16 protein-coding genes are annotated in these 19084 nt (G+C 49.2%); 2 read left to right on the top strand and 14 right to left on the bottom strand.

Going from position 1 to position 19084, the window contains the following annotated elements:
- Nucleotides 1-133 precede the first annotated feature (133 nt).
- From ACTCCX_RS04110 to purE, 13 genes are all read right to left on the bottom strand, one after another.
- Nucleotides 134-1126 carry a zinc-binding dehydrogenase gene (locus ACTCCX_RS04110; protein ID WP_463274871.1) on the bottom strand — a complete coding sequence of 331 codons (993 nt, stop codon included), beginning with the start codon at nucleotides 1124-1126 and terminating at the stop codon, nucleotides 134-136.
- Between the two features lie 97 nt (nucleotides 1127-1223).
- On the bottom strand, nucleotides 1224-2498 hold the full coding sequence (gene purD / locus ACTCCX_RS04105; RefSeq protein ID WP_463274870.1) for a phosphoribosylamine--glycine ligase: 1275 nt from the start codon (nucleotides 2496-2498) through the stop codon (nucleotides 1224-1226).
- 501 nt (nucleotides 2499-2999) lie between these two features.
- The gene (gene purH, locus ACTCCX_RS04100) at nucleotides 3000-4541 is read right to left on the bottom strand and encodes a bifunctional phosphoribosylaminoimidazolecarboxamide formyltransferase/IMP cyclohydrolase (protein WP_463274869.1); all 1542 of its coding nucleotides are present in this window, start codon (nucleotides 4539-4541) and stop codon (nucleotides 3000-3002) included.
- A gap of 87 nt (nucleotides 4542-4628) precedes the next feature.
- Nucleotides 4629-5201: a phosphoribosylglycinamide formyltransferase gene (purN, locus tag ACTCCX_RS04095; protein ID WP_463274868.1), complete on the bottom strand. Its 573-nt coding sequence runs from the start codon at nucleotides 5199-5201 to the stop codon at nucleotides 4629-4631.
- Nucleotides 5198-6247 carry a phosphoribosylformylglycinamidine cyclo-ligase gene (gene purM, locus ACTCCX_RS04090; protein ID WP_463274867.1) on the bottom strand — a complete coding sequence of 350 codons (1050 nt, stop codon included), beginning with the start codon at nucleotides 6245-6247 and terminating at the stop codon, nucleotides 5198-5200. The genes purN and purM overlap by 4 nt, the downstream gene beginning before the upstream one ends.
- Nucleotides 6247-7707, bottom strand: a complete 1461-nt coding sequence (gene purF, locus ACTCCX_RS04085; RefSeq protein WP_463274866.1) for an amidophosphoribosyltransferase — start codon at nucleotides 7705-7707, stop codon at nucleotides 6247-6249. The genes purM and purF overlap by 1 nt, the downstream gene beginning before the upstream one ends.
- The gene (purL, locus tag ACTCCX_RS04080) at nucleotides 7683-9911 is read right to left on the bottom strand and encodes a phosphoribosylformylglycinamidine synthase subunit PurL (protein ID WP_463274865.1); all 2229 of its coding nucleotides are present in this window, start codon (nucleotides 9909-9911) and stop codon (nucleotides 7683-7685) included. Before purL ends, purF begins: the two co-directional genes overlap by 25 nt.
- Nucleotides 9911-10591, bottom strand: coding sequence for a phosphoribosylformylglycinamidine synthase subunit PurQ (gene purQ / locus ACTCCX_RS04075; RefSeq protein WP_463274864.1), 681 nt, complete (start codon nucleotides 10589-10591; stop codon nucleotides 9911-9913). Before purQ ends, purL begins: the two co-directional genes overlap by 1 nt.
- Nucleotides 10591-10842: a phosphoribosylformylglycinamidine synthase subunit PurS gene (purS, locus tag ACTCCX_RS04070; protein WP_068562113.1), complete on the bottom strand. Its 252-nt coding sequence runs from the start codon at nucleotides 10840-10842 to the stop codon at nucleotides 10591-10593. The genes purQ and purS overlap by 1 nt, the downstream gene beginning before the upstream one ends.
- 72 nt (nucleotides 10843-10914) lie before the next feature.
- A complete protein-coding gene (purC, locus tag ACTCCX_RS04065; RefSeq protein ID WP_463274863.1) occupies nucleotides 10915-11625 on the bottom strand; it encodes a phosphoribosylaminoimidazolesuccinocarboxamide synthase in 711 nt (236 codons plus the stop codon).
- A gap of 192 nt (nucleotides 11626-11817) precedes the next feature.
- Nucleotides 11818-13116, bottom strand: a complete 1299-nt coding sequence (gene purB / locus ACTCCX_RS04060; protein WP_463274862.1) for an adenylosuccinate lyase — start codon at nucleotides 13114-13116, stop codon at nucleotides 11818-11820.
- 1 nt (nucleotide 13117) lies between these two features.
- The gene (purK, locus tag ACTCCX_RS04055) at nucleotides 13118-14260 is read right to left on the bottom strand and encodes a 5-(carboxyamino)imidazole ribonucleotide synthase (RefSeq protein ID WP_463274861.1); all 1143 of its coding nucleotides are present in this window, start codon (nucleotides 14258-14260) and stop codon (nucleotides 13118-13120) included.
- Nucleotides 14244-14732 (bottom strand): 5-(carboxyamino)imidazole ribonucleotide mutase, encoded by a 489-nt coding sequence (gene purE / locus ACTCCX_RS04050; RefSeq protein ID WP_463274860.1) that lies wholly within the window; start codon nucleotides 14730-14732, stop codon nucleotides 14244-14246. Before purE ends, purK begins: the two co-directional genes overlap by 17 nt.
- Nucleotides 14733-15110: 378 nt before the next feature.
- Between purE and treR the strand changes: the two genes are divergently transcribed.
- Nucleotides 15111-15827, top strand: coding sequence for a trehalose operon repressor (gene treR, locus ACTCCX_RS04045; RefSeq protein WP_463274859.1), 717 nt, complete (start codon nucleotides 15111-15113; stop codon nucleotides 15825-15827).
- Between the two features lie 54 nt (nucleotides 15828-15881).
- Here treR and ACTCCX_RS04040 read toward each other — a convergent pair whose 3' ends face one another.
- Nucleotides 15882-17012, bottom strand: a complete 1131-nt coding sequence (locus ACTCCX_RS04040) for a GerMN domain-containing protein (RefSeq protein WP_463274858.1) — start codon at nucleotides 17010-17012, stop codon at nucleotides 15882-15884.
- A 184-nt stretch (nucleotides 17013-17196) separates the two neighbouring features.
- Between ACTCCX_RS04040 and ACTCCX_RS04035 the strand changes: the two genes are divergently transcribed.
- Nucleotides 17197-18708 carry a DUF438 domain-containing protein gene (locus ACTCCX_RS04035; protein ID WP_463274857.1) on the top strand — a complete coding sequence of 504 codons (1512 nt, stop codon included), beginning with the start codon at nucleotides 17197-17199 and terminating at the stop codon, nucleotides 18706-18708.
- Nucleotides 18709-19084: the final 376 nt, after the last annotated feature.

Below are 19084 nucleotides of genomic sequence, written 5' to 3'. Positions count from 1 at the left end.
TCAGCTTACTTTAAATAGATTTCTAGCCGATTATACAAGCAATGCGGGCGCAATGCAAGCATTTAACAGACGTTTTTTCATTTCATCATCAGATAGGCCGTACGCAACAAAGCTCCGGCCAACAACAGGCGGTTCAGCCGATCTGCAAAGCAATTTTCCCTGTCTGTTCGGCATTTTCCAACCGCAGGAAGGCTGCTTTGAAATCCGCTGCCGGATAAACGGCGTCCACTACCGGATGGAGCTCATGTTCCTCCACAAAACGGATCATCGCTTCATACTCTTCGAAGCTGCCCATTGTCGAACCTTTCAGCGTGTACTGTCCATAAAAGAATTTCCGCAGATCGAAAGTGACCAGATCGCCCGTCGATGATCCGAAAGTCACGATGGTACCGCCTCTGCGCACCGCATCCAGCGATTTGTCGAAAGTGGCTGCTCCGACCGACTCGATGACGACATCCACTTTTTCGCCACCCATCGCTTCCACCCAGTCCTCATCGTGCAGCAAGCCTCTGTCGGCTCCGTGCTGCAGCGCCTTCGCCAGTTTTGCTTGGGAACGGGAAGTGACGTACACTATCGCTCCAGCGGCCTTGGCGAATTGCAGCAGATAGTTGGCTACTCCGCCGCCGATGCCTGGGATCAAGACTTTCATGCCTTCCGACACGCCGCCTTTTGTGAATAAGGCGCGGTAAGCCGTCAACGCGGAAAGGGACAGGACGCCTGCTTCTTCCCAAGACAGATGAGCCGGTTTATGGACAGCATTCTCTTCGGCAATGACAATTTCCTCCGCCATCGCGCCCTGTTCGGAACTCCCGAGGATCGTGAAAGTTGCCGGTGCCGTGTCGCTGTTCTCGCGCCAACCGCTGCCGGGATAAAGCATCACTTCGTCGCCGACCTTGAAACGCGTCACTTCTTCCCCTACAGCCGTCACGATGCCGGCAGCATCCGAGCCGATGACAACAAGGTGCTTCTCATGGGATTGACTCAAGGCAAACAGGTCGCGATGGTTCAGTCCGGCTGCTTTGACCTTTATTTTTATCTCGGAAGGTCCTGCTGGCTGTTCCGCACGCTCTTCCCATTTCAAGCCTTCCAATCCGGCTTTTCCGCTGTGGATCAATGTTTTCACCATATCGCTCACTCCTCAAATGGATAGTTCTCTCAGATTCAGTATAACTTTTCCAGGCTGAAATACAAAGAGGGAGACCGCAGCCTCCCCCCTCAACTTGCTATTTTTCGGTAAAACGGATCGCTTTTGCGCCGATGTCGGAACGATAGAACGTATGCGCAATCGGATTTGCATTCAGGTAACGGTAAGCTTTGTCTTGCGCAGCCTGCAGCGTTTCGCCTTGGCCAGCGATCAACAGGATGCGTCCGCCGTTTGACAACAAACCTTGTTCGCCATTCTTCACGCCTGCTGCATAGACGATGCAGTCCGCATTTTCCGTATCCAGATCAGGCAACGGGATATCTTTCATCGGCGCTTCCGGATAGCCTTCAGCGGCGACAACGACACCCAACGTGTAACGATCGGTATACATTTCGATGACTGGATCTTTTCCATTCAGGATGTCATCGATGACTTGCGCCAAGTCGGAAGCCATCTGGTTCATGATGACCTGCGTTTCCGGATCTCCGAAACGGGCATTGAATTCGATGACGCGCAACCCTTTGGAGGTGATCATCAAGCCGGCGTAGACAACACCCTTGAATGGGATGCCCTCAGCCACCATCGCCTCTACAGTCGGTTTTACGACCGTATCCAGCACTTCTTGAATCATCGCTTCAGATACTTGCGGTACAGGCGAATAAGCGCCCATTCCGCCCGTATTAGGGCCTTTGTCTCCGTCGTAGGCACGTTTGTGGTCTTGTGCGACGCCTGAATAGTAATACTTCGCACCGTTCGCCAGCGCGAACAACGAGAATTCTTCCCCTTCAAGGTACTCTTCGATGACGACTTTCGGCTTACCGGCTGCATATTTACCTTGCAGAAGCATGTCGTTCAGCGCATCCAGTGCCTCAGTCATCGTCATCGCGACAACCACGCCTTTGCCCGCTGCCAGACCGTCCGCCTTGATGACAATCGGAACACCATTGGCTTCCACGTAAGCAACAGCTGCTTCATAGTCTTCGAATGTCTCATAGGCTGCAGTTGGGATGCCGTATTTTTTCATCAGATCTTTTGCGAATTGTTTCGAACATTCCAGGTCGGCCGCTTTTTTGCTAGGTCCAAAGACTTTCAGGCCAGCAGCTTCAAATACATCCGTTACCCCTTCAAACAATGGGATTTCCGGTCCGACGAAAGTCCAAGCGATGTCGTTGTCTTTGACGAATTGAACCAATCCTTGATGGTCGTTTTCCGCAATGTCGACTAACGTGATGCCGTCCTGGGCCATCCCTGGGTTGCCTTTGGCGCAGTAAACAGTCTCCACCAACGGGCTTTGAGTTAATTTTTTAGCGATGGCATGCTCGCGTCCGCCACTGCCGATTACAAGAAGTTTCATCTATTAGATCCTCCAACCTTTTATATGAAGCTTGATAATAGTGCCAGTACTCAAAATGCTAAAGACCTCAAACGTCGCACTGTGACGTTTGAGTGCCTAACGCTGTTCATGCCCACCCAGTCAAAACCGGGCTGTTTGGTCCTGAACTTCGTTAGTGCTCAGGCTCTAAACGGATTTTGTCATGGCTCTTGCGATGTTAATCGCTTAGAGACATGATACACTTGGTCGCTTGCGACCACAGTGCATCGTTTGTCTCTTAATCGAGTTCTGAACCCCAGAAATCTCCGCCTAAGTTGACAATCACACACGGGCAAAAAAACGCCCGTTTAGTGTTTGTCCTCTTAGTGCTCGATTTCTAGCGTGGGGTTCATCACATCCTTTTTTAATCGAGTTCTGAAATCCAGACCCCTCCGCCTAAGCTGACAACCGCTCACGGGCAAAAAACGCCCGCTCTGCGGTTGTCCTCTTAGTGCTCAGGGTCTGAACGGATTTCATCACATCTTAGTGTCTGAAGTGTCTTACGTTTGTTTTCAGCATGGTGATGCCGTATTTGTTTGCCATTTCGATCGAATCTTGGTCCTTGATGCTGCCGCCTGGTTGAACGATCGCTTTAATGCCGTGTTTGGCAGCATATTCCACGCTGTCGTTCATCGGGAAGAAAGCGTCGCTCGCCAATACAGCGCCTTCGATGGCGTTGGCTGCTTCAGCTTGTTCGATGGCGATTTTGACGGATCCGACGCGGTTCATCTGACCTGCGCCGATGCCGACTGTCTGTTTGCTGTTCGCCAAAACGATAGCGTTGCTCTTCACGTGTTTGACGATTTTCCAAGCGAAATCCATTGCTTTCATTTCGTCTTCAGTCGGTTGACGTTCGGTCATGACTTCCCAATTAGCTGGCACATCTTCTGTGTTGATGTCCTGTGTCTGCTCCAGCATGCCGCCCAATACGGAAACAAATTCTTTGCCGCCGGCTTTTGCAGCTGTGAAATCCAGAGTCATGATACGGATGTTCTTCTTCTTGGACAGAATAGCTAAAGCTTCTTCCGTGTAGCTTGGCGCCAAAACGATTTCCAGGAACATGCTGTTCAATTTTTCAGCAGTCGCCACATCCAAAGGACGGTTCGCAACCACGATGCCGCCGAAGATGGAAACTGGATCGGCTGCGTAGCAACGATCAAAGGCTTCGTCGATGTTTTCAGCGATGCCGACGCCGCATGGATTCATGTGCTTGACGGCAACCACAGCGGGCTCATCAAATTCGCGGGCGATGCGGATTGCCGCATCAGCATCTTTGATGTTGTTGTAGGACAACTCTTTTCCGTGGATTTGAACAGCACTAGCGATCGAGAACGGTACGGCCAGCGGTTCTTGGTAGAAAGTCGCGGTTTGGTGGCCGTTTTCTCCGTAACGCAAGCTCTGTTTCAGATCATAGGTCAACGTCAATTTTTCAGGTTTGGTTTCGCCGACCACATTTGTCAAATATTGCGCGATCAAAGCATCATAGCTGGCTGTATGACGGAACACTTTTGCAGCCAAAGCTTGGCGCGTCTCGAAAGTCGTTTCGCCGGTTGCTTCCAATTCGGCAAGGACTTTTTCGTAGTCGATCGGGTCGGTCAAGACCGTTACGCTTGCATAGTTCTTAGCCGCGCTGCGGAGCATGCTTGGACCGCCGATGTCGATATTTTCGATGGCATCAGCCAAAGTCACATCGTTTTTGCTGATTGTTTCTTTGAATGGGTACAGGTTGACGACAACGAAATCAATCGGTGCAATATTGTGCTCTTTCATGGCTTGCATATGGTCCGCAAGATCACGTCTGCCCAAAAGTCCGCCATGGATCAGCGGGTGCAATGTTTTTACGCGGCCGTCCATCATTTCCGGAAAGCCGGTTACATCCTCTACGGAAATAGTCGGAACGCCTGCATCTTCCAAAGCCTTCTTGGTTCCGCCAGTTGAGATGATTTCGATTCCTTTTGTTGCTAATGCCTGCGCAAATGCTACAACGCCTGTTTTATCTGAAACACTGATCAATGCTCTTGTCACTGTGTGTCACTCCTTAAATTTATGATGGATTCATGGGCTTCAACAAAAGGAAGGACTTCCGCAAGCGCGGAGTCCTCATCCATTTTGTCAGCCTTTATTCTTTTGAGCCAATTGCTGGATCACTTGCGGGAAAATCCGATGCTCCACTTGATGGATACGGGTCTCCAAAGTCTCCAACGTATCTTCCGGAAGGATCGCCACTTTTTCCTGGGCGATGATCGGGCCGGTATCGACCCCTTCATCAACGAAATGGACGGTGACGCCTGTCTCCGGAACGCCTGCTTCGAAAGCGTCCTGGATGCCATGCCTACCCGGGAAATCAGGTAGCAAGGACGGGTGGATGTTGACGATGCGGTCGGCATAGGCCGTCAATAAAGTCGGTCCGACAATCCGCATATAGCCTGCTAAGACAACCAGGTCGACCTTTTCCTCAGCCAGATGTTTCAAAATTTCATTTTCATAGGCGACCCGATCCTCGAAGCCTTTCGGCGTAAAGGAGATCACCGGGATATTGAATTGATTGGCGCGCTCGATCGCGTATGCTTTCGGCTTGTCGCAGAACAGGAAAGCGATCGTCGCATCCACTCCGCCTGAAGCGATGGCTTCGGCGATGGCTTGAAAATTCGAGCCGTTTCCTGAAGCAAAGACAGCTATCCTCATGCTTGAGCCTCTTTCAGGATAACCTCTTTTTCTGATGTTTTTGCAGCCACGGATCCGATCACGTAGGCTTTTTCATCGTTCTCAGTCAGAACGCCGAGCACTTCCGTCAAGTTTTCAGGAGCGACCGCCAATACCATGCCGATGCCCATGTTGAAGATTTCGTACATTTCAAGAGCCGGGATGTTTCCGACTTTTTCCATCACTTGGAAGATCGGCAAGACAGGCCAGCTGCCTAATTGGATTTCCGCTTGGACGTTCTCCGGAAGCATGCGCGGCACGTTTTCGACGAACCCGCCGCCTGTGATGTGGGCAACGCCATGCAGCAGTTGTTTTTTGATCAACGGCAATATGGCATTCACATAGATTCTTGTAGGCGTCAACAGAACGTCGCCCAATTCTTGGTCTTCGATGCCTTCCACTTTGTCGGCCAATTTGTAGTCATTGTCCTTGAAGAAGATTTTGCGCACCAAGGAGTAGCCGTTCGAATGGATGCCTGATGAAGGCAAGCCAACCAATACATCTCCTTCTTTGATCAATGCCGGTGACAACAAAGCATCTTTTTCCGCAATCCCTACCGTAAATCCAGCCAGATCGAAATCTTCCGGATCGTACATATCAGGCATTTCGGCTGTTTCTCCGCCGATCAAGGCAGCCCCTGCTTGGACGCAGCCTTCAGCTACGCCGGCAACAATCTGCTCCAGTTTTTCGGGACGGTTTTTCCCGACAGCTACATAATCAAGGAAATAAAGGGGTTCTGCGCCTTGCGCTACGACGTCGTTGACGCACATTGCGACACAATCGATGCCGATTGTATCGAATTTTCCGGCTTCGATGGCCAGCATCAGCTTCGTGCCGACACCGTCCGTACCCGATACAAGCACAGGTTTTTTGTAGTTCAATTCAGAAAGGTCAAAGTTTCCGCCGAATCCGCCGACTTCGCCAAAAACGCCTGGACGTTTCGTGCGGTCGATGTGTTTCTTGATGCGGCTAACTGTTTCATAACCGGCTGTGACATCCACACCCGCTTTTGCATATGCGTTTTCCATCAAACTTGTCCTCCCTTTAGATTCTCTTTTTGGATAGCTGTCATATTGTTCACGTAATCCGCTTCATAGTCATACAGCCCGGTCGGGTAGTCCCCGTTGAAGCTGTCCATGCACAAGCCTGAATACGGCATATCAAATTTCAATCCGATTGAATCGATCAGGCCTTCTTGGCTAAGGAAAGCCAAGCTGTCTGCACCGATATAGTCGCAGATTTCATCTACTGTCATTTTAGCGGCAATCAGTTCAGCCGATTTGCTTATGTCGATGCCGTAAAAACTTGGGTAAATCAGTGGCGGGGAAGAGATGCGGACATGCACTTCTTTGGCTCCCGCTTCTTTCAATAAAGTCACGATGCGTTTGCTGGTGGTCCCGCGCACGATGGAATCATCCACCATGACGACGCTCTTGCCTTGGACAACCCCTTTGACGGCGGACAATTTCATTTTAACGCCCAATTCGCGCAGTTCCTGCGTCGGTTGGATGAACGTACGTCCGACATATTGATTCTTGATCAGTCCCATTTCGTAAGGCGTGCCGCTCTCTTCCGCGAATCCGCTCGCCGCGGACAAGGAAGAATTGGGCACACCGATGACGATATCGGCAGTCACTGCAGGTGCTTCGATAGCCAAACGCGTTCCCATCCGTTTGCGCGCTGTATGCACGTTCACACCGGCAATATTGGAATCCGGACGCGCGAAGTAGATGTACTCCATCGCAGCGATGGAAATGGTTGTGTCATCCGTATATTTTTCGATCGTCAAGCCGTTGTCGTCAATGATCGCCAGTTCGCCGGCATTGACGTTGCGGACAAAATCAGCTCCGATCGTATCGATGGCACACGTTTCGCTGGCCATCACATACGCGCCATTCGGCAATTGGCCGATGACAAGCGGACGGAATGAATTCGGATCGACGGCACCGAACATTTTCTCTTCTGTCAGAAGGATATAAGTGAAGCCGCCCTTCACCTGATTCAAGCTCTCTTTGATTTTTTCGATCAAACTGTCTTTCTGGCTGCGTCTGATCAGGTGCATCAGCACTTCCGTATCCGAAGTCGAATGGAAGATGGCGCCATTTTCCTCAAGATTGCGGCGCAATGTTTTGGCATTCACCAAGTTGCCGTTGTGGCAGATGGCGATGTCCATATCATAGAAATGGTACAAAAACGGCTGCACATTCTCGATGCTGTTCTGGCCGGAAGTGGAGTAACGCACATGGCCGATGGCGCGGTTACCGGTCAACCTCTGCAGATCAGCGCTGTCCTTGAAGACTTCACTGATCAGACCAAGATTGCGGTGAACCAACAATTTTCCTTCATCACATGAAACTATTCCTGCACCCTCTTGTCCGCGGTGCTGCAAGCTATGCAAACCGAAGTAAGTCAACTGGCTGGCATTGTCGTCTCCCCAAATGCCGAATACGCCACATTCTTCGTTTAAGCTTTTTGTTTCAGCAAGCATGGAATAGCCTCCTCCCATTTCGTTTGTACTTCTTTTACGTCCAAAGTGATTGTTTCGTTTTCGGCAGCAATTTTTGCGACAGCGTCAGCAGTCACGGTACCGATTTGTTTTGCAGCTGATCCGAAGATCGCTTCAACAGCGGCAACATTTTCAGGTTTCACGGTCAAAATGAAACGTGATTGCGTTTCGCTGAACAACAACGTTTTATCCATATCAACCGTCACGTCGAAGCCTAGGCCAGTGTCAAAAACGCTCTCCATCAAGCCGACAGCCAAGCCGCCTTCGGATAGGTCATGCGCACTTGCGATCAGACCGGCTTTGATGGCTTTCAGTACATTCGCTTGGTTCTCTTTTTCGACAGCCAAGTCGAAGTCCATCAATTTGCCTTCGATTTTGCCCAATTCCATTTTTTGCAGTTCGGAACCATTGAAATCAGCTTTAGTTTCGCCGATCAGGATAATGCGGTCACCTGCAGTTTTGAAGGCTTGCGTAGTGACATGCGCAAGATCCTCGATCAGACCGACCATACCGATCATCGGTGTCGGATAAACCGCTTCGCCGTCAGTTTCATTATAAAGGGATACGTTACCTGAGATGACAGGCGTATCCAATTGGCGGCAAGCTTCAGAGATGCCGTCCGCGGAAGTGCTCAGTTCCCAGAAAATTTCTGGTTTGTCAGGATTTCCGTAGTTCAAGCAGTCTGTGATCGCCAATGGTTTTCCGCCGCTGGCAACGATATTGCGGGCAGCTTCGGCTACAGCGATCTGTCCACCGATTTCCGGGTTCAGATACAGGTAACGGCCGTTGCAATCCGTTGTCATTGCGATCGCTTTGTTGGTGCCGCGGACGCGGACAACTGCAGCATCACTTCCTGGTCCTACAACAGTGCTGGTGCGGACCATGGAATCATATGTGTCATAGACGCTCTTCTTGGAAGCCAACGTCGCTTGTTGCAATAGAGCCACCAAAGTATCCTGTGCCGATGTGAAGATCGGTTTGTAGTTTTCCATAGCCGCGAAGGCAGCAATGCGGGCAGGCTCTGCAGTCGGTTTGTAGTAGACCGGTGCATCTTCAGCCAAAGCATCAACTGGAAGTTCTGCAACCATTTTACCTGCATGGGACAGACGGTACATGCCATCATCGGTAACTTCACCGATCACGACTGCATCCAATTCATATTTTTTGAACAGGTCGACGATGCGTTGCTCTTCGCCCTTCTTGATGCACAAAAGCATACGCTCTTGCGACTCGGAAAGCATCATCTCATAAGGTGTCATTTCTGTTTCGCGTTGCGGAACATCATCAAGGTTCAACAGCAAGCCGCTGCCTGCTTTTGAAGCCATTTCCGAGCTGGAAGAGACCAATCCGGCAGCACCCATATCCTGGATACCGATCAAAGCGTCGGAGTAGTCATAAATGCATTCCAAACAAGCTTCCATCAATAATTTTTCCATGAACGGATCGCCTACTTGGACAGCCGAACGTTGGGCTTCTTCTTCTTCCTTGAATTCTTCGGAAGCGAAAGTGGCGCCATGGATACCATCGCGGCCGGTTTTTGCACCTACGTACATGATCGAATTGCCGACTCCGGCAGCTTGACCTTTTTGCATATCTTTTTGATCGATCAAGCCGACGCACATTGCGTTGACCAAAGGGTTGCCCCTGTAGCAAGGATCGAAGACCGTTTCGCCGCCGACAGTCGGGATACCGATACAGTTGCCGTAACCGCTGATGCCGGCAACGACTTCTTCGAAGATGTGTTTCGTGCGCTCATTATCCAATTCGCCGAAACGCAAAGAGTCCAGGATCGCGATCGGGCGTGCGCCCATGCTGAAGATGTCGCGGATGATCCCGCCCACACCGGTAGCTGCGCCTTCATAAGGCTCGACAGCAGACGGGTGGTTGTGGCTTTCCGCTTTGAAAACGACAGCTTGGCCATCGCCGATGTCCACGATACCCGCGCCCTCACCAGGTCCCTGCAATACTTGCGGGCCGGTTGTAGGGAATTTTCTCAGGACTGGTTTTGAGTTTTTATAAGAACAGTGTTCGCTCCACATAACGGCAAACAGGCCAGTTTCAGTATAATTCGGCAAACGGTGCAAAATTTTATCGCAGATTGTGCCGTACTCTTCGTCTGTCAGACCCCATTCACGATAAATTTTGGACTCTTTTACTTGTTCTGGCGTTGGTTCTAAAAATGCCATTATTTGTTCAGCTCCTTCTTATAATTTTCAACCATTGATTGGAACAGGCGCAGGCCGTCAGCCGAACCCAATAAAGCTTCGACAGCACGCTCCGGGTGAGGCATCATGCCCAAGACGTTGCCTTTTTTGTTGATGATGCCGGCGATGTCTTCGATGCTGCCATTCGGGTTGCCGTTGGCATAAGTGAATACGATTTGGTTGTTGGCTTTCAGGTCAGCCAAAGTTTCTGCATCGCAGAAGTAGTTGCCTTCGCCGTGTGCGATCGGAACAGAGATGATTTCGCCTTCTTTATAGAGGGAAGTGAATTGCGTATCGGCATTCACGACTTTCAGATCCTGCGGTTTGCAGACGAACTTCAAAGTATCATTGCGGCGCAAAGCACCAGGCAATAAGCCGGCTTCAGCCAAAATTTGGAATCCGTTGCAAGTGCCGAATACCGGCTTGCCTTCTTCAGCGAAACGGACGACTTCGCCCATGATATTTGAAAAGCGTGCGATTGCACCCGTACGCAAGTAATCTCCATATGTGAATCCGCCGGGCAATAGGACAGCATCGAAACCTTCTAGGCTTGTTTCATAATGTTGCACATACTCTGCATCTTCTCCAAGAATATCTTTAATGGCTGCATACATATCTAAATCACAGTTAGATCCAGGAAAAACGATGACAGCGAATTTCATTAAGCTTCAACCTCCTGGATTTCGTAACGGTAAGTTTCCATGACCACGTTCGCCAATAATTTGTCGCAGATTTCTTCGATGACTTGTTCAACGTTCTCTTCATCTTTGGAAACTTGGATTTCAAAATATTTTCCGATACGGATATCTTCGATCGTTGGGTAGCCCATACGGTGGACGGCACCCTTCACGGCTTCCCCTTGCGGATCCAATACTGAGTCTTTATACGTTACATACACGGTTACTTTATACATCTGAAAATTCCTCGCTTCTGTTTTTTTATTTTTTAATTTTTAATTTTTATTCTTCGCTTGCATTCGGATGGCTTACATTTTGTTCAGACGGTCCAGCACTTCCACGTAGACCGGGATCAGATCCCCCAAGTCACGGCGGTAGATGTCTTTGTCCAAGTGTTCGTTCGTTTCGATATCCCAAAGGCGGCACGTATCCGGTGAGATTTCATCAGCCAGGATGATTTCACCCTCAGCTGTCTTTCCGAATTCGATTTTGAAATCGATCAGGCGGATGCCGATCGCCTTGAACATCTCGATCAACGCTGCATTGATCTTTAGCGCTTGTTGCTTGATTTCGGCAACTTCTTCATCCGTTGCCGCTCCCAGAACTTGCACATGGGCATCATTGATGAAAGGATCATTGAGCGCATCGTCTTTGTAATAGAATTCCAAAACAGGGAACGGCAAGTCGATGCCTTCCTCCATGCCGAATCGTTTCGCGAAGCTTCCTGCGGATACATTACGGACTACCACTTCTAATGGATACATTGTGACTCTTTTTACTAATTGTTCGGTTTCTGATAGTTCTTGGATATAATGGCTCGCGATACCCTTTTCAGCAAGATACTCGAAGATGCGGCCTGTGATCTGGTTGTTGAGTCTGCCTTTGCCCTCGATAGTATCCTTCTTTACGCCGTTTAATGCGGTAGCCTGATTTAGGTATTCTGCCCAAAGGACATTCTCCTGATCTGTAGCATACATCTTTTTAGCTTTCCCAGTATACAGCAATTCTTTTCTTTCCATCGTTCCCGTCCCTTTCTAAATCCGAACATTAATTTGCATAAACGTCTAATTCATTCGTTTATATTGTATCATCTGCCACCCGCTTGTCAATGGGGTTTTCATGAAAATTGAAATAAATCCCGGTTTTTCTTCCCTGTTTTCAAAGCTTCCGGTGTACGGAAAAAGGCCAGAACCGTAGTCCCAGCCTTTCCTTTATTCACCTAAACCGAGTCTTTCGAATACTTCATCGACGTGGCTCAAGTGATAGTTATAGTTGAAGGCATCATCGATGTCTTCTTTCGTTAATTTTGCCATGATGGCTTCATCCGCTTCCACCAATGGACGGAAATCGGTCTGATTATCCCATGAAAGGGCAGTCTTCGGCTGTACCAAGTCATAAGCCTCTTCACGGCTCATGCCTTTGTCGATCAATTTCAACAGTACGCGCTGGCTGTAAATCAAGCCGAATGTCGCATTCATGTTACGGAGCATGTTTTCAGGGAACACGGTCAAGTTCTTGATGATGTTCGCAAAACGGTTCAATTGGTAGTTCAACAATGTCGTTGCATCAGGAAGGATGATCCGTTCCGCTGAAGAATGGGAAATGTCGCGTTCATGCCATAAGCCGACATTCTCGTAAGCCGTGACCATATAGCCACGGATGACGCGGGCAAGGCCTACCATATTTTCGGAACCGATCGGATTGCGTTTGTGCGGCATAGCGGAAGAACCTTTTTGACCCTTCGCGAAGAATTCTTCGACTTCACGGGTTTCCGATTTCTGCAATCCACGGATTTCTGTCGCGAAGCGTTCGATGCTTGTCGCAATCAGAGCAAGTGTTGCCATATACTCAGCATGCAGATCGCGCGGCAGCACCTGTGTCGAAATTTCTTGCGGTCTTGTGCCCAATTTTTCGCAGACGTACTCCTCCACGAATGGCGGGATGTTTGCGAAAGTGCCAACTGCACCGCTGATTTTTCCTGCTTCAACGCCTTTAGCAGCATGTTCGAAGCGTTCGATGTTGCGTTTCATTTCAGAATACATCGTAGCCAGTTTCAATCCAAAGGTCGTAGGTTCTGCGTGCACACCATGCGTACGGCCCATGCAGACAGTCTTTTTATGTTCCTTCGCTTTGTTGCCGATGATTTCCAGCATGTTCTGAAGATCCTTGCGCAGGATATCATTGGCTTGCTTCAATTGGTATCCGTAGGCAGTATCGACCACATCGGTACTCGTCAAGCCATAGTGGACCCATTTTCTTTCTTCTCCCAAAGATTCGGAAACGGCGCGTGTGAACGCCACTACGTCATGTCTGGTTTCTTTTTCGATTTCCAGGATACGGTCTATGTCGAAAGTTGCATTCGCGCGGATTTTGGCCACGTCTTCTGCAGGAATTTCGCCTAAGGCAGCCCAAGCTTCATCAGCCAGGATTTCGACCTCCAACCAGCATTTGTAACGATTGTATTCGGACCAAACTTCAGCCATCTCAGGGCGTGTATAACGTGTAATCATTTTAAATTGTTCCTCCGTTCCAGATTCGGGTGTTGTCTATTTCTGTTAAAGTTGCTTCTTGATCATCCGTCAAAATGGTGATATGTCCCATCTTTCTGTCTGTACGTGATTCCGCTTTGCCATAGTAATGGAAAAACCAATCCGCTTTTTCTTCCCGCAGTGCAATCGTGCCTTCCATATGCTGTCCAAGGATATTGACCATGATAGCAGGCGACAATTGCCGCGCTGTCGGCATCGGCAATCCGGCGACTGCTTGGATATGAGCATCAAACTGGGAAACGTTCATTGCTTCGATTGTGTAATGGCCCGAATTATGCGGGCGCGGCGCCAACTCATTGATGAAGATTGTGTCATCCGCTGCCAGGAACATTTCGATACCCAGTGTACCAACCAACTCAAGCGCATCGGCGATCTGTTGGGCCGCTTTGTTGGCTTTTTCGGCTACCGCGGGAGTGACGCGGGCCGGCACGATCGATTCGTGCAGAATATTATTGATGTGGATATTTTCACTGACCGGAAACACCGTCGCTTCGCCTTTTTGATTGCGCACAATCATGACCGAAAGCTCTTTGGTGAACGGAACCCAAGCCTCCAAAACGCAGATGCTGTCCGCTGCCAGTTTCAGCGCGGCTTCCTTGTCCGCTTCCGATTTCAGGACGACCTGTCCCTTACCATCATACCCGAAACGAGTCGTTTTTAATACACTCGGATAGCCGATTTTCCCGATGGCCGCATCCAACTGCTGCGCATTTTCGACTACCGCGAATTGCGCAATCGGTACGCCGGCGGACTGAAGGAATTCCTTCTCCTTGATGCGGTCCTGCGTGATCGTCAAAATTGCGCTGCCTTGCGGAATGCTGGACAATGTTTCCACTTCCTGCAGGGCTGCCGCATCGATGTTCTCGAATTCGAAGGTCACGACATCGGATTTTTCGGCCAATTCGCGCAAAGCAGCCGCATCAGCGTATGACGCCTGGATGTGCCAATCCGCTACTTGGGCCGCCGGGCAATTTTCGCCCGGATCCAAAATCCCGACGGCGAAGCCCATCCGCTTGGCGGACTGCGCCAGCATGCGCCCGAGTTGTCCCCCGCCGATGATGCCGATGACGTCATTTGGTTTCAGTATTTTATACAAGGTCTTCACTGCTTTCCAACACTTTTTGTTTTAAATCTTCGCGTCTCTTTTCCAAACGATCGGCCAAGTCCTTGTCTTCGATCGAAAGGATCTGTACAGCCAGCAGACCGGCATTGATTGCGCCCGCTTTGCCGATGGCCACCGTCGCAACCGGAACACCGCCCGGCATCTGGACGATGGACAACAAGGAATCCATTCCGCTCAATGCGCGCGATTGGACCGGAACGCCGATGACCGGAAGGGTCGTTTTCGCGGCGATCATGCCCGGAAGGTGTGCTGCCCCGCCTGCGCCGGCGATGATGACTTTCGTTCCCGCAGCCCTTGCTTGTTCAGCAAAGGTGAACATCAAGTCCGGTGTCCGGTGAGCCGAAACGACTTTCTTTTCATAAGCGATACCGAATTCATCCAGTATCAAGCAAGCTTCTTTCATAGTTTCCCAGTCAGAAGTACTACCCATTACGACAGAAACAACCGTATTCATCCATTTTTCCCCCATTATCAATTTTTCATTTTTAATATAGCACATCATCTCTCATTATTCCAAACGTTTTTGGGAAAAAGTGATGGTTTCGTTCGGAAATAATCTATTTTAATTCCAATCAAGAGAGCCAATACCCATATTTTGCTTCGAAAGAACGCTTGATTTTTTGTTCAAAAACCAACTCTTTCTCCCCTTAAATGGCAACAATATGATAAAATAATGATATGGAAACCCTTACAAAGTAAAATTTGAGTATTTTCAGATTTAATTCTGTTTTTATTTCATAAAATAAAATAGAATAATATTATTAAACAGGTTTTCTTCAACTTAATTATTCATTTCCAATAAACACATCCACTTACAGAAGGAATGATATTCATGAATAAATTTTTTGATATTTATATGGATCTGCGAAAAAAGATCGAACACGCAGAATTCGAAACTGGATCTCTGTTGCCTAGTGAAAAGACCCTTTCGGAGCATTATAAGGTTTCCCGGGAAACAATCAGAAAGGCTTTGGCTCTGTTGCTGGAGGGTGGCTATATCCAAAAGAAGCAAGGCAAAGGTTCCATCGTGCTGGACATCAGACGCTTCAATTTCCCCGTTTCCGGGCTCACCAGTTTCAAAGAACTTCAGGACTCCCAACAAATCCCCAATGAAACAATCGTCATCAAAAATAAGCTGGAGAGCATTCCAGACTTCCTTGCCGAAAACCTGAAGGTGGATCCAGGCTGCGAAGTGATTTCACTCATCCGATTGCGCAAAATTTCCGGGAAAGTCGTCATCATGGACAAGGATTACCTCTTCCATGATATCATCGAGCAAATCCCCTCCGAAGCTGCTGAAAACTCCATCTATGCGTACTTGGAGAATGAATTGGGCCTGAATATCGCTTATGCCAAAAAGGAATTCGTCGTGGAGGCGGCTACTCGGGAAGATCATAAGCTGATGGATCTGAAGGATGACACCCATGTCGTCGTCGTCAAGAGTGAAGTCTATCTGGAGGACACCCGTCTGTTCCAGTACACAGAGTCGCGCCATCGTTTGGACCGCTTCCGCTTCGTCGAATTCGCCCGCCGAAAACATAGTTTATAAGAAAAAAGCTGAAGCCAAACCGGCTTCAGCTTTTTTTGCCCAGGAAAGGGCAGATTACTCGTTGACATTCGTATAATCGACTGTGAAATAGTCTCCCTCGGCCATCAGGATATGGCCTGATTCATATGGGTTTCCGGCTACGGTCAGGTAGACTTCCTGCACGCCGTAATATTCCCCGATCGTATTGACGACACCCTGCAGAATTAATGATTCAGCCGATGTCCCGGCATTCATCTCGGAAACGAATTCCTGCGAGAAGTCCACATAGACACGCCCGTCATCACTCAAGGATAAGCTGTTGATGGAAACGTTCGGTCCGATCAGACTACCCCCTGGCGCCTCCGGTACGTTCTTCAGCGCTTCCGCCAGAATGGTGCGGGTGACCTCATTGGTCGCATAGGATAATGAGATACTTGTTGCATCCAACCCCATCAGCTCGCTGTCGGGGTAAAAGACGCGCAACTGTTGCGTTTCCGGAACGTTCTCGTCGCGGGCTTCCAGACTGGAAGAGACAACCATGTCATCCCCAAGATCCGTGACTCGTTTCACCAAGCCCATTCCCTCTACGTAGTAGTCCTTGGTGGTGGAGGCTTCATACGTCGTCGTCACTTCCAGCGCTTCGAAATTCCCCATTGGTGTTTCAATTGGCGCCGTCAGATTCGTGATTTCGGAAGGGATGCCGCTCGCGTTCACCCAACTGTTACCGACTTCCAAAGGCTCCTTCAACAGAATATCCAACTGGTTGGCCGCATCGCCGCTTGCTGTTTTTTCCAGCATGTTTTCCCTGAAGTAAGTTTCCGGACGCGTGAATACTTCCTTGAGTTCCCCATCAGCCAGTTCCAATACCGTCACAATCTGGGTGCCTCCGTTGTTGGAAGTGATCTGCATACGGTTGCCTTCGATGTATTGCGGATAAACCGTGAAGGAAGCATACTCATTCCCTTCGCCCAAATATTTAGTGAATACGGATGCGCTGAACGGATAATAAGCCTCGATTGTCGCTGTGTCTACGGGTTCGGAAGATGACGAGGAAGCCGAGCCACTATCTGATGAACTGGATTCGGAAGAGGACACGCTGCTGACAGCCGAAGAATCGGATGAGGAATCAGATCCTCCAAAGAGACTGCAGGAAGCCAATAGGGGCACGAGCAAAGCTACCATCAGGTTCGAAACTTTCTTTCTCATATATATTCCCACCTTCTGTCTTAGTTGTCTTCATTATAGCACAACCGCTTTCTAAGGCATTACCCTAACTATCGCTGCAATCCACGAATGCTGTGGCACAGGACAGCTTCGTTCAAGTATAATAAAGCCAGTACGAAAACTAAAGGAAACATTTCACAAATTTACCATAGAGGAGATCATCTTTATGAAGGAAATCAGTTTGAACGATACCGTCTATAATCTGGTGAAGCAGTATCCGGAAATCAGGGAAGTCATCATCAGTCTGGGCTTCGAACCGTTGCGAAGCGACAAGATGCTGAACACTGCCGGCCGGATCATGGCAATCGGGAAAGCGCTCAAGCGCAACGAAGTCCCTGAAGAAGCATTCGTCGAAGCATTGGCAAAAAATGGATTCAGCGTGAAGGAATTGGCATCGTCAGCAGCTGTTGCTCCAAACGAAGCAACAGCATCCGCAGCACCATCCGGCGGGATTGCCCGTATGGGTTCAACAGAATTTCAGGAACGCCAAGACATTCTGCAAAGCCTTATCCTGCGCTTGCATAGAGGAGAGGACTGGGACGCGGTACAAGCCGACTTCAAGAAACATTTCACAGGCGTCAGCGCCTACGAAATTTCCGTCATGGAGCAAGGTTTGATGGGCAAAGGAATCGATGCGGAAGACATCCAACGACTCTGCAACGTACACGCCTCACTCTTCGGCGGATCCATCGAAGCGGTCTACACCACTTCAGCAGAACAACAGAATGCCGGGCATCCGATCCAAGTCATGAAACTGGAAAATTTGGCCATCGAAAACACACTGGAAAAGCTCAGCAAGCTATTGGACGTCTACTTGGAAACAAAAGAGCCCAGCCTGAAGGATGGCCTCCAGAAACAATTGGCTCTGCTCGGCGAATTTGACAAACACTATGCTCGTAAAGAATACGCCATCTTCCCGATCATGGAGAATAAAGGTATCACAGCCCCGCCGAAAGTCATGTGGGGTGTCGATGACGATATCCGCGCCATGTATAAGGAGTTCAAGAGCCTGCTGCAAAACGACGCCTTCGACGAGATCCCGAAAGTCTTCTCCGATCTGAAATATGAAATGACGGAAATGATCACGAAAGAAGAGGACATCCTCCTGCCGATGATCATCGACATCTTCAATGAGGATCATTGGCTGCAGATTGCCAAAGAATCCGAAGAAATCGGCTATTGCATCGTCAAACCGGAGTCAAAATGGATACCGGAGCGTTCCCTTCCAATTGTTTCACGTGAAACAATTGAAGCTGAGAAAGGTGAGAACACTTCTTACATAAACTTCGAAACCGGGCATCTGACACCGCACCAGTTGGAAAAGATGCTGAACAACATCCCTCTGGAATTGACTTTTGTCGATGCCGACAACATCGTGCGCTACTACAATGACAATGGCGAAGAAAAATTCTTCAAGCGCACCAGCAGCGCAATCGGCCGCGATGTGCTGAACTGCCACCCACCAAAGAGCCTGCCGATTGTCACGAAACTGCTCGCTCACCTGAAATCCGGTGCTAAAGAAAGCGAATCGATGTGGTTCCGTGCGATGGGCAAATTCATCCTCGTCACCTACCGCGCCGTTAGGGATGACGACGGCAGCTACATGGGAACTCTTGAATATGTGCAGGACATCCAGCCGATCATCGATCTTGACGGCGAAAAACGCACCCTGTCCTGAGCAACTGTGAATTGCCGATACGATTGCCAAACAACAAAAATACCGGGCCGTCTCATTTTTGAGGCGGCTTTTTGGCGTTATCCGGTAACTTTCTGTGTAATCATCCTTCATCGCCTTCGTTCACCGTTCTGCTCCGGTGAAAGGGTGGCTCGCCGGATTCTGGCCGACATTTTTCTTGCCAGATCCTATAAGCCCCGCTTCGTCGGAGTTCACATCGACAGTTACCGCTGTTCTCCTGTAAGCAAGCGTCTTACCGGAGAAGCTGGCCATCAAATTTGATCGCATGAAATATTTTGGAAACCTGTGAAACACCTACGGTGAAGCACTTTTCAATTCGAAAAATTTTATACTTTCCTACTGTAGCACAAAAGAAATG

The organism is Trichococcus sp. (assembly GCF_055118575.1).
The sequence above is the reverse complement of the archived record's forward strand: the minus strand, read 5'-3'. Positions and strand labels throughout refer to the sequence as shown.

Coding starts and splice junctions, on each gene's coding strand:
- purD (WP_463274870.1), bottom strand. CDS start 2,498: ATGAAACTTCTTGTAATCGGCAGTGGCGGACGCGAGCATGCCATCGCT.
- purC (WP_463274863.1), bottom strand. CDS start 11,625: ATGGAAAGAAAAGAATTGCTGTATACTGGGAAAGCTAAAAAGATGTAT.
- purQ (WP_463274864.1), bottom strand. CDS start 10,591: ATGAAATTCGCTGTCATCGTTTTTCCTGGATCTAACTGTGATTTAGAT.
- purL (WP_463274865.1), bottom strand. CDS start 9,911: ATGGCATTTTTAGAACCAACGCCAGAACAAGTAAAAGAGTCCAAAATT.
- purM (WP_463274867.1), bottom strand. CDS start 6,247: ATGGAAAACGCATATGCAAAAGCGGGTGTGGATGTCACAGCCGGTTAT.
- ACTCCX_RS04110 (WP_463274871.1), bottom strand. CDS start 1,126: ATGGTGAAAACATTGATCCACAGCGGAAAAGCCGGATTGGAAGGCTTG.
- purE (WP_463274860.1), bottom strand. CDS start 14,732: ATGAATACGGTTGTTTCTGTCGTAATGGGTAGTACTTCTGACTGGGAA.
- purB (WP_463274862.1), bottom strand. CDS start 13,116: ATGATTACACGTTATACACGCCCTGAGATGGCTGAAGTTTGGTCCGAA.
- purS (WP_068562113.1), bottom strand. CDS start 10,842: ATGTATAAAGTAACCGTGTATGTAACGTATAAAGACTCAGTATTGGAT.
- ACTCCX_RS04040 (WP_463274858.1), bottom strand. CDS start 17,012: ATGAGAAAGAAAGTTTCGAACCTGATGGTAGCTTTGCTCGTGCCCCTA.
- purF (WP_463274866.1), bottom strand. CDS start 7,707: ATGCTTGCTGAAACAAAAAGCTTAAACGAAGAATGTGGCGTATTCGGC.
- treR (WP_463274859.1), top strand. CDS start 15,111: ATGAATAAATTTTTTGATATTTATATGGATCTGCGAAAAAAGATCGAA.
- purN (WP_463274868.1), bottom strand. CDS start 5,201: ATGAGGATAGCTGTCTTTGCTTCAGGAAACGGCTCGAATTTTCAAGCC.
- ACTCCX_RS04035 (WP_463274857.1), top strand. CDS start 17,197: ATGAAGGAAATCAGTTTGAACGATACCGTCTATAATCTGGTGAAGCAG.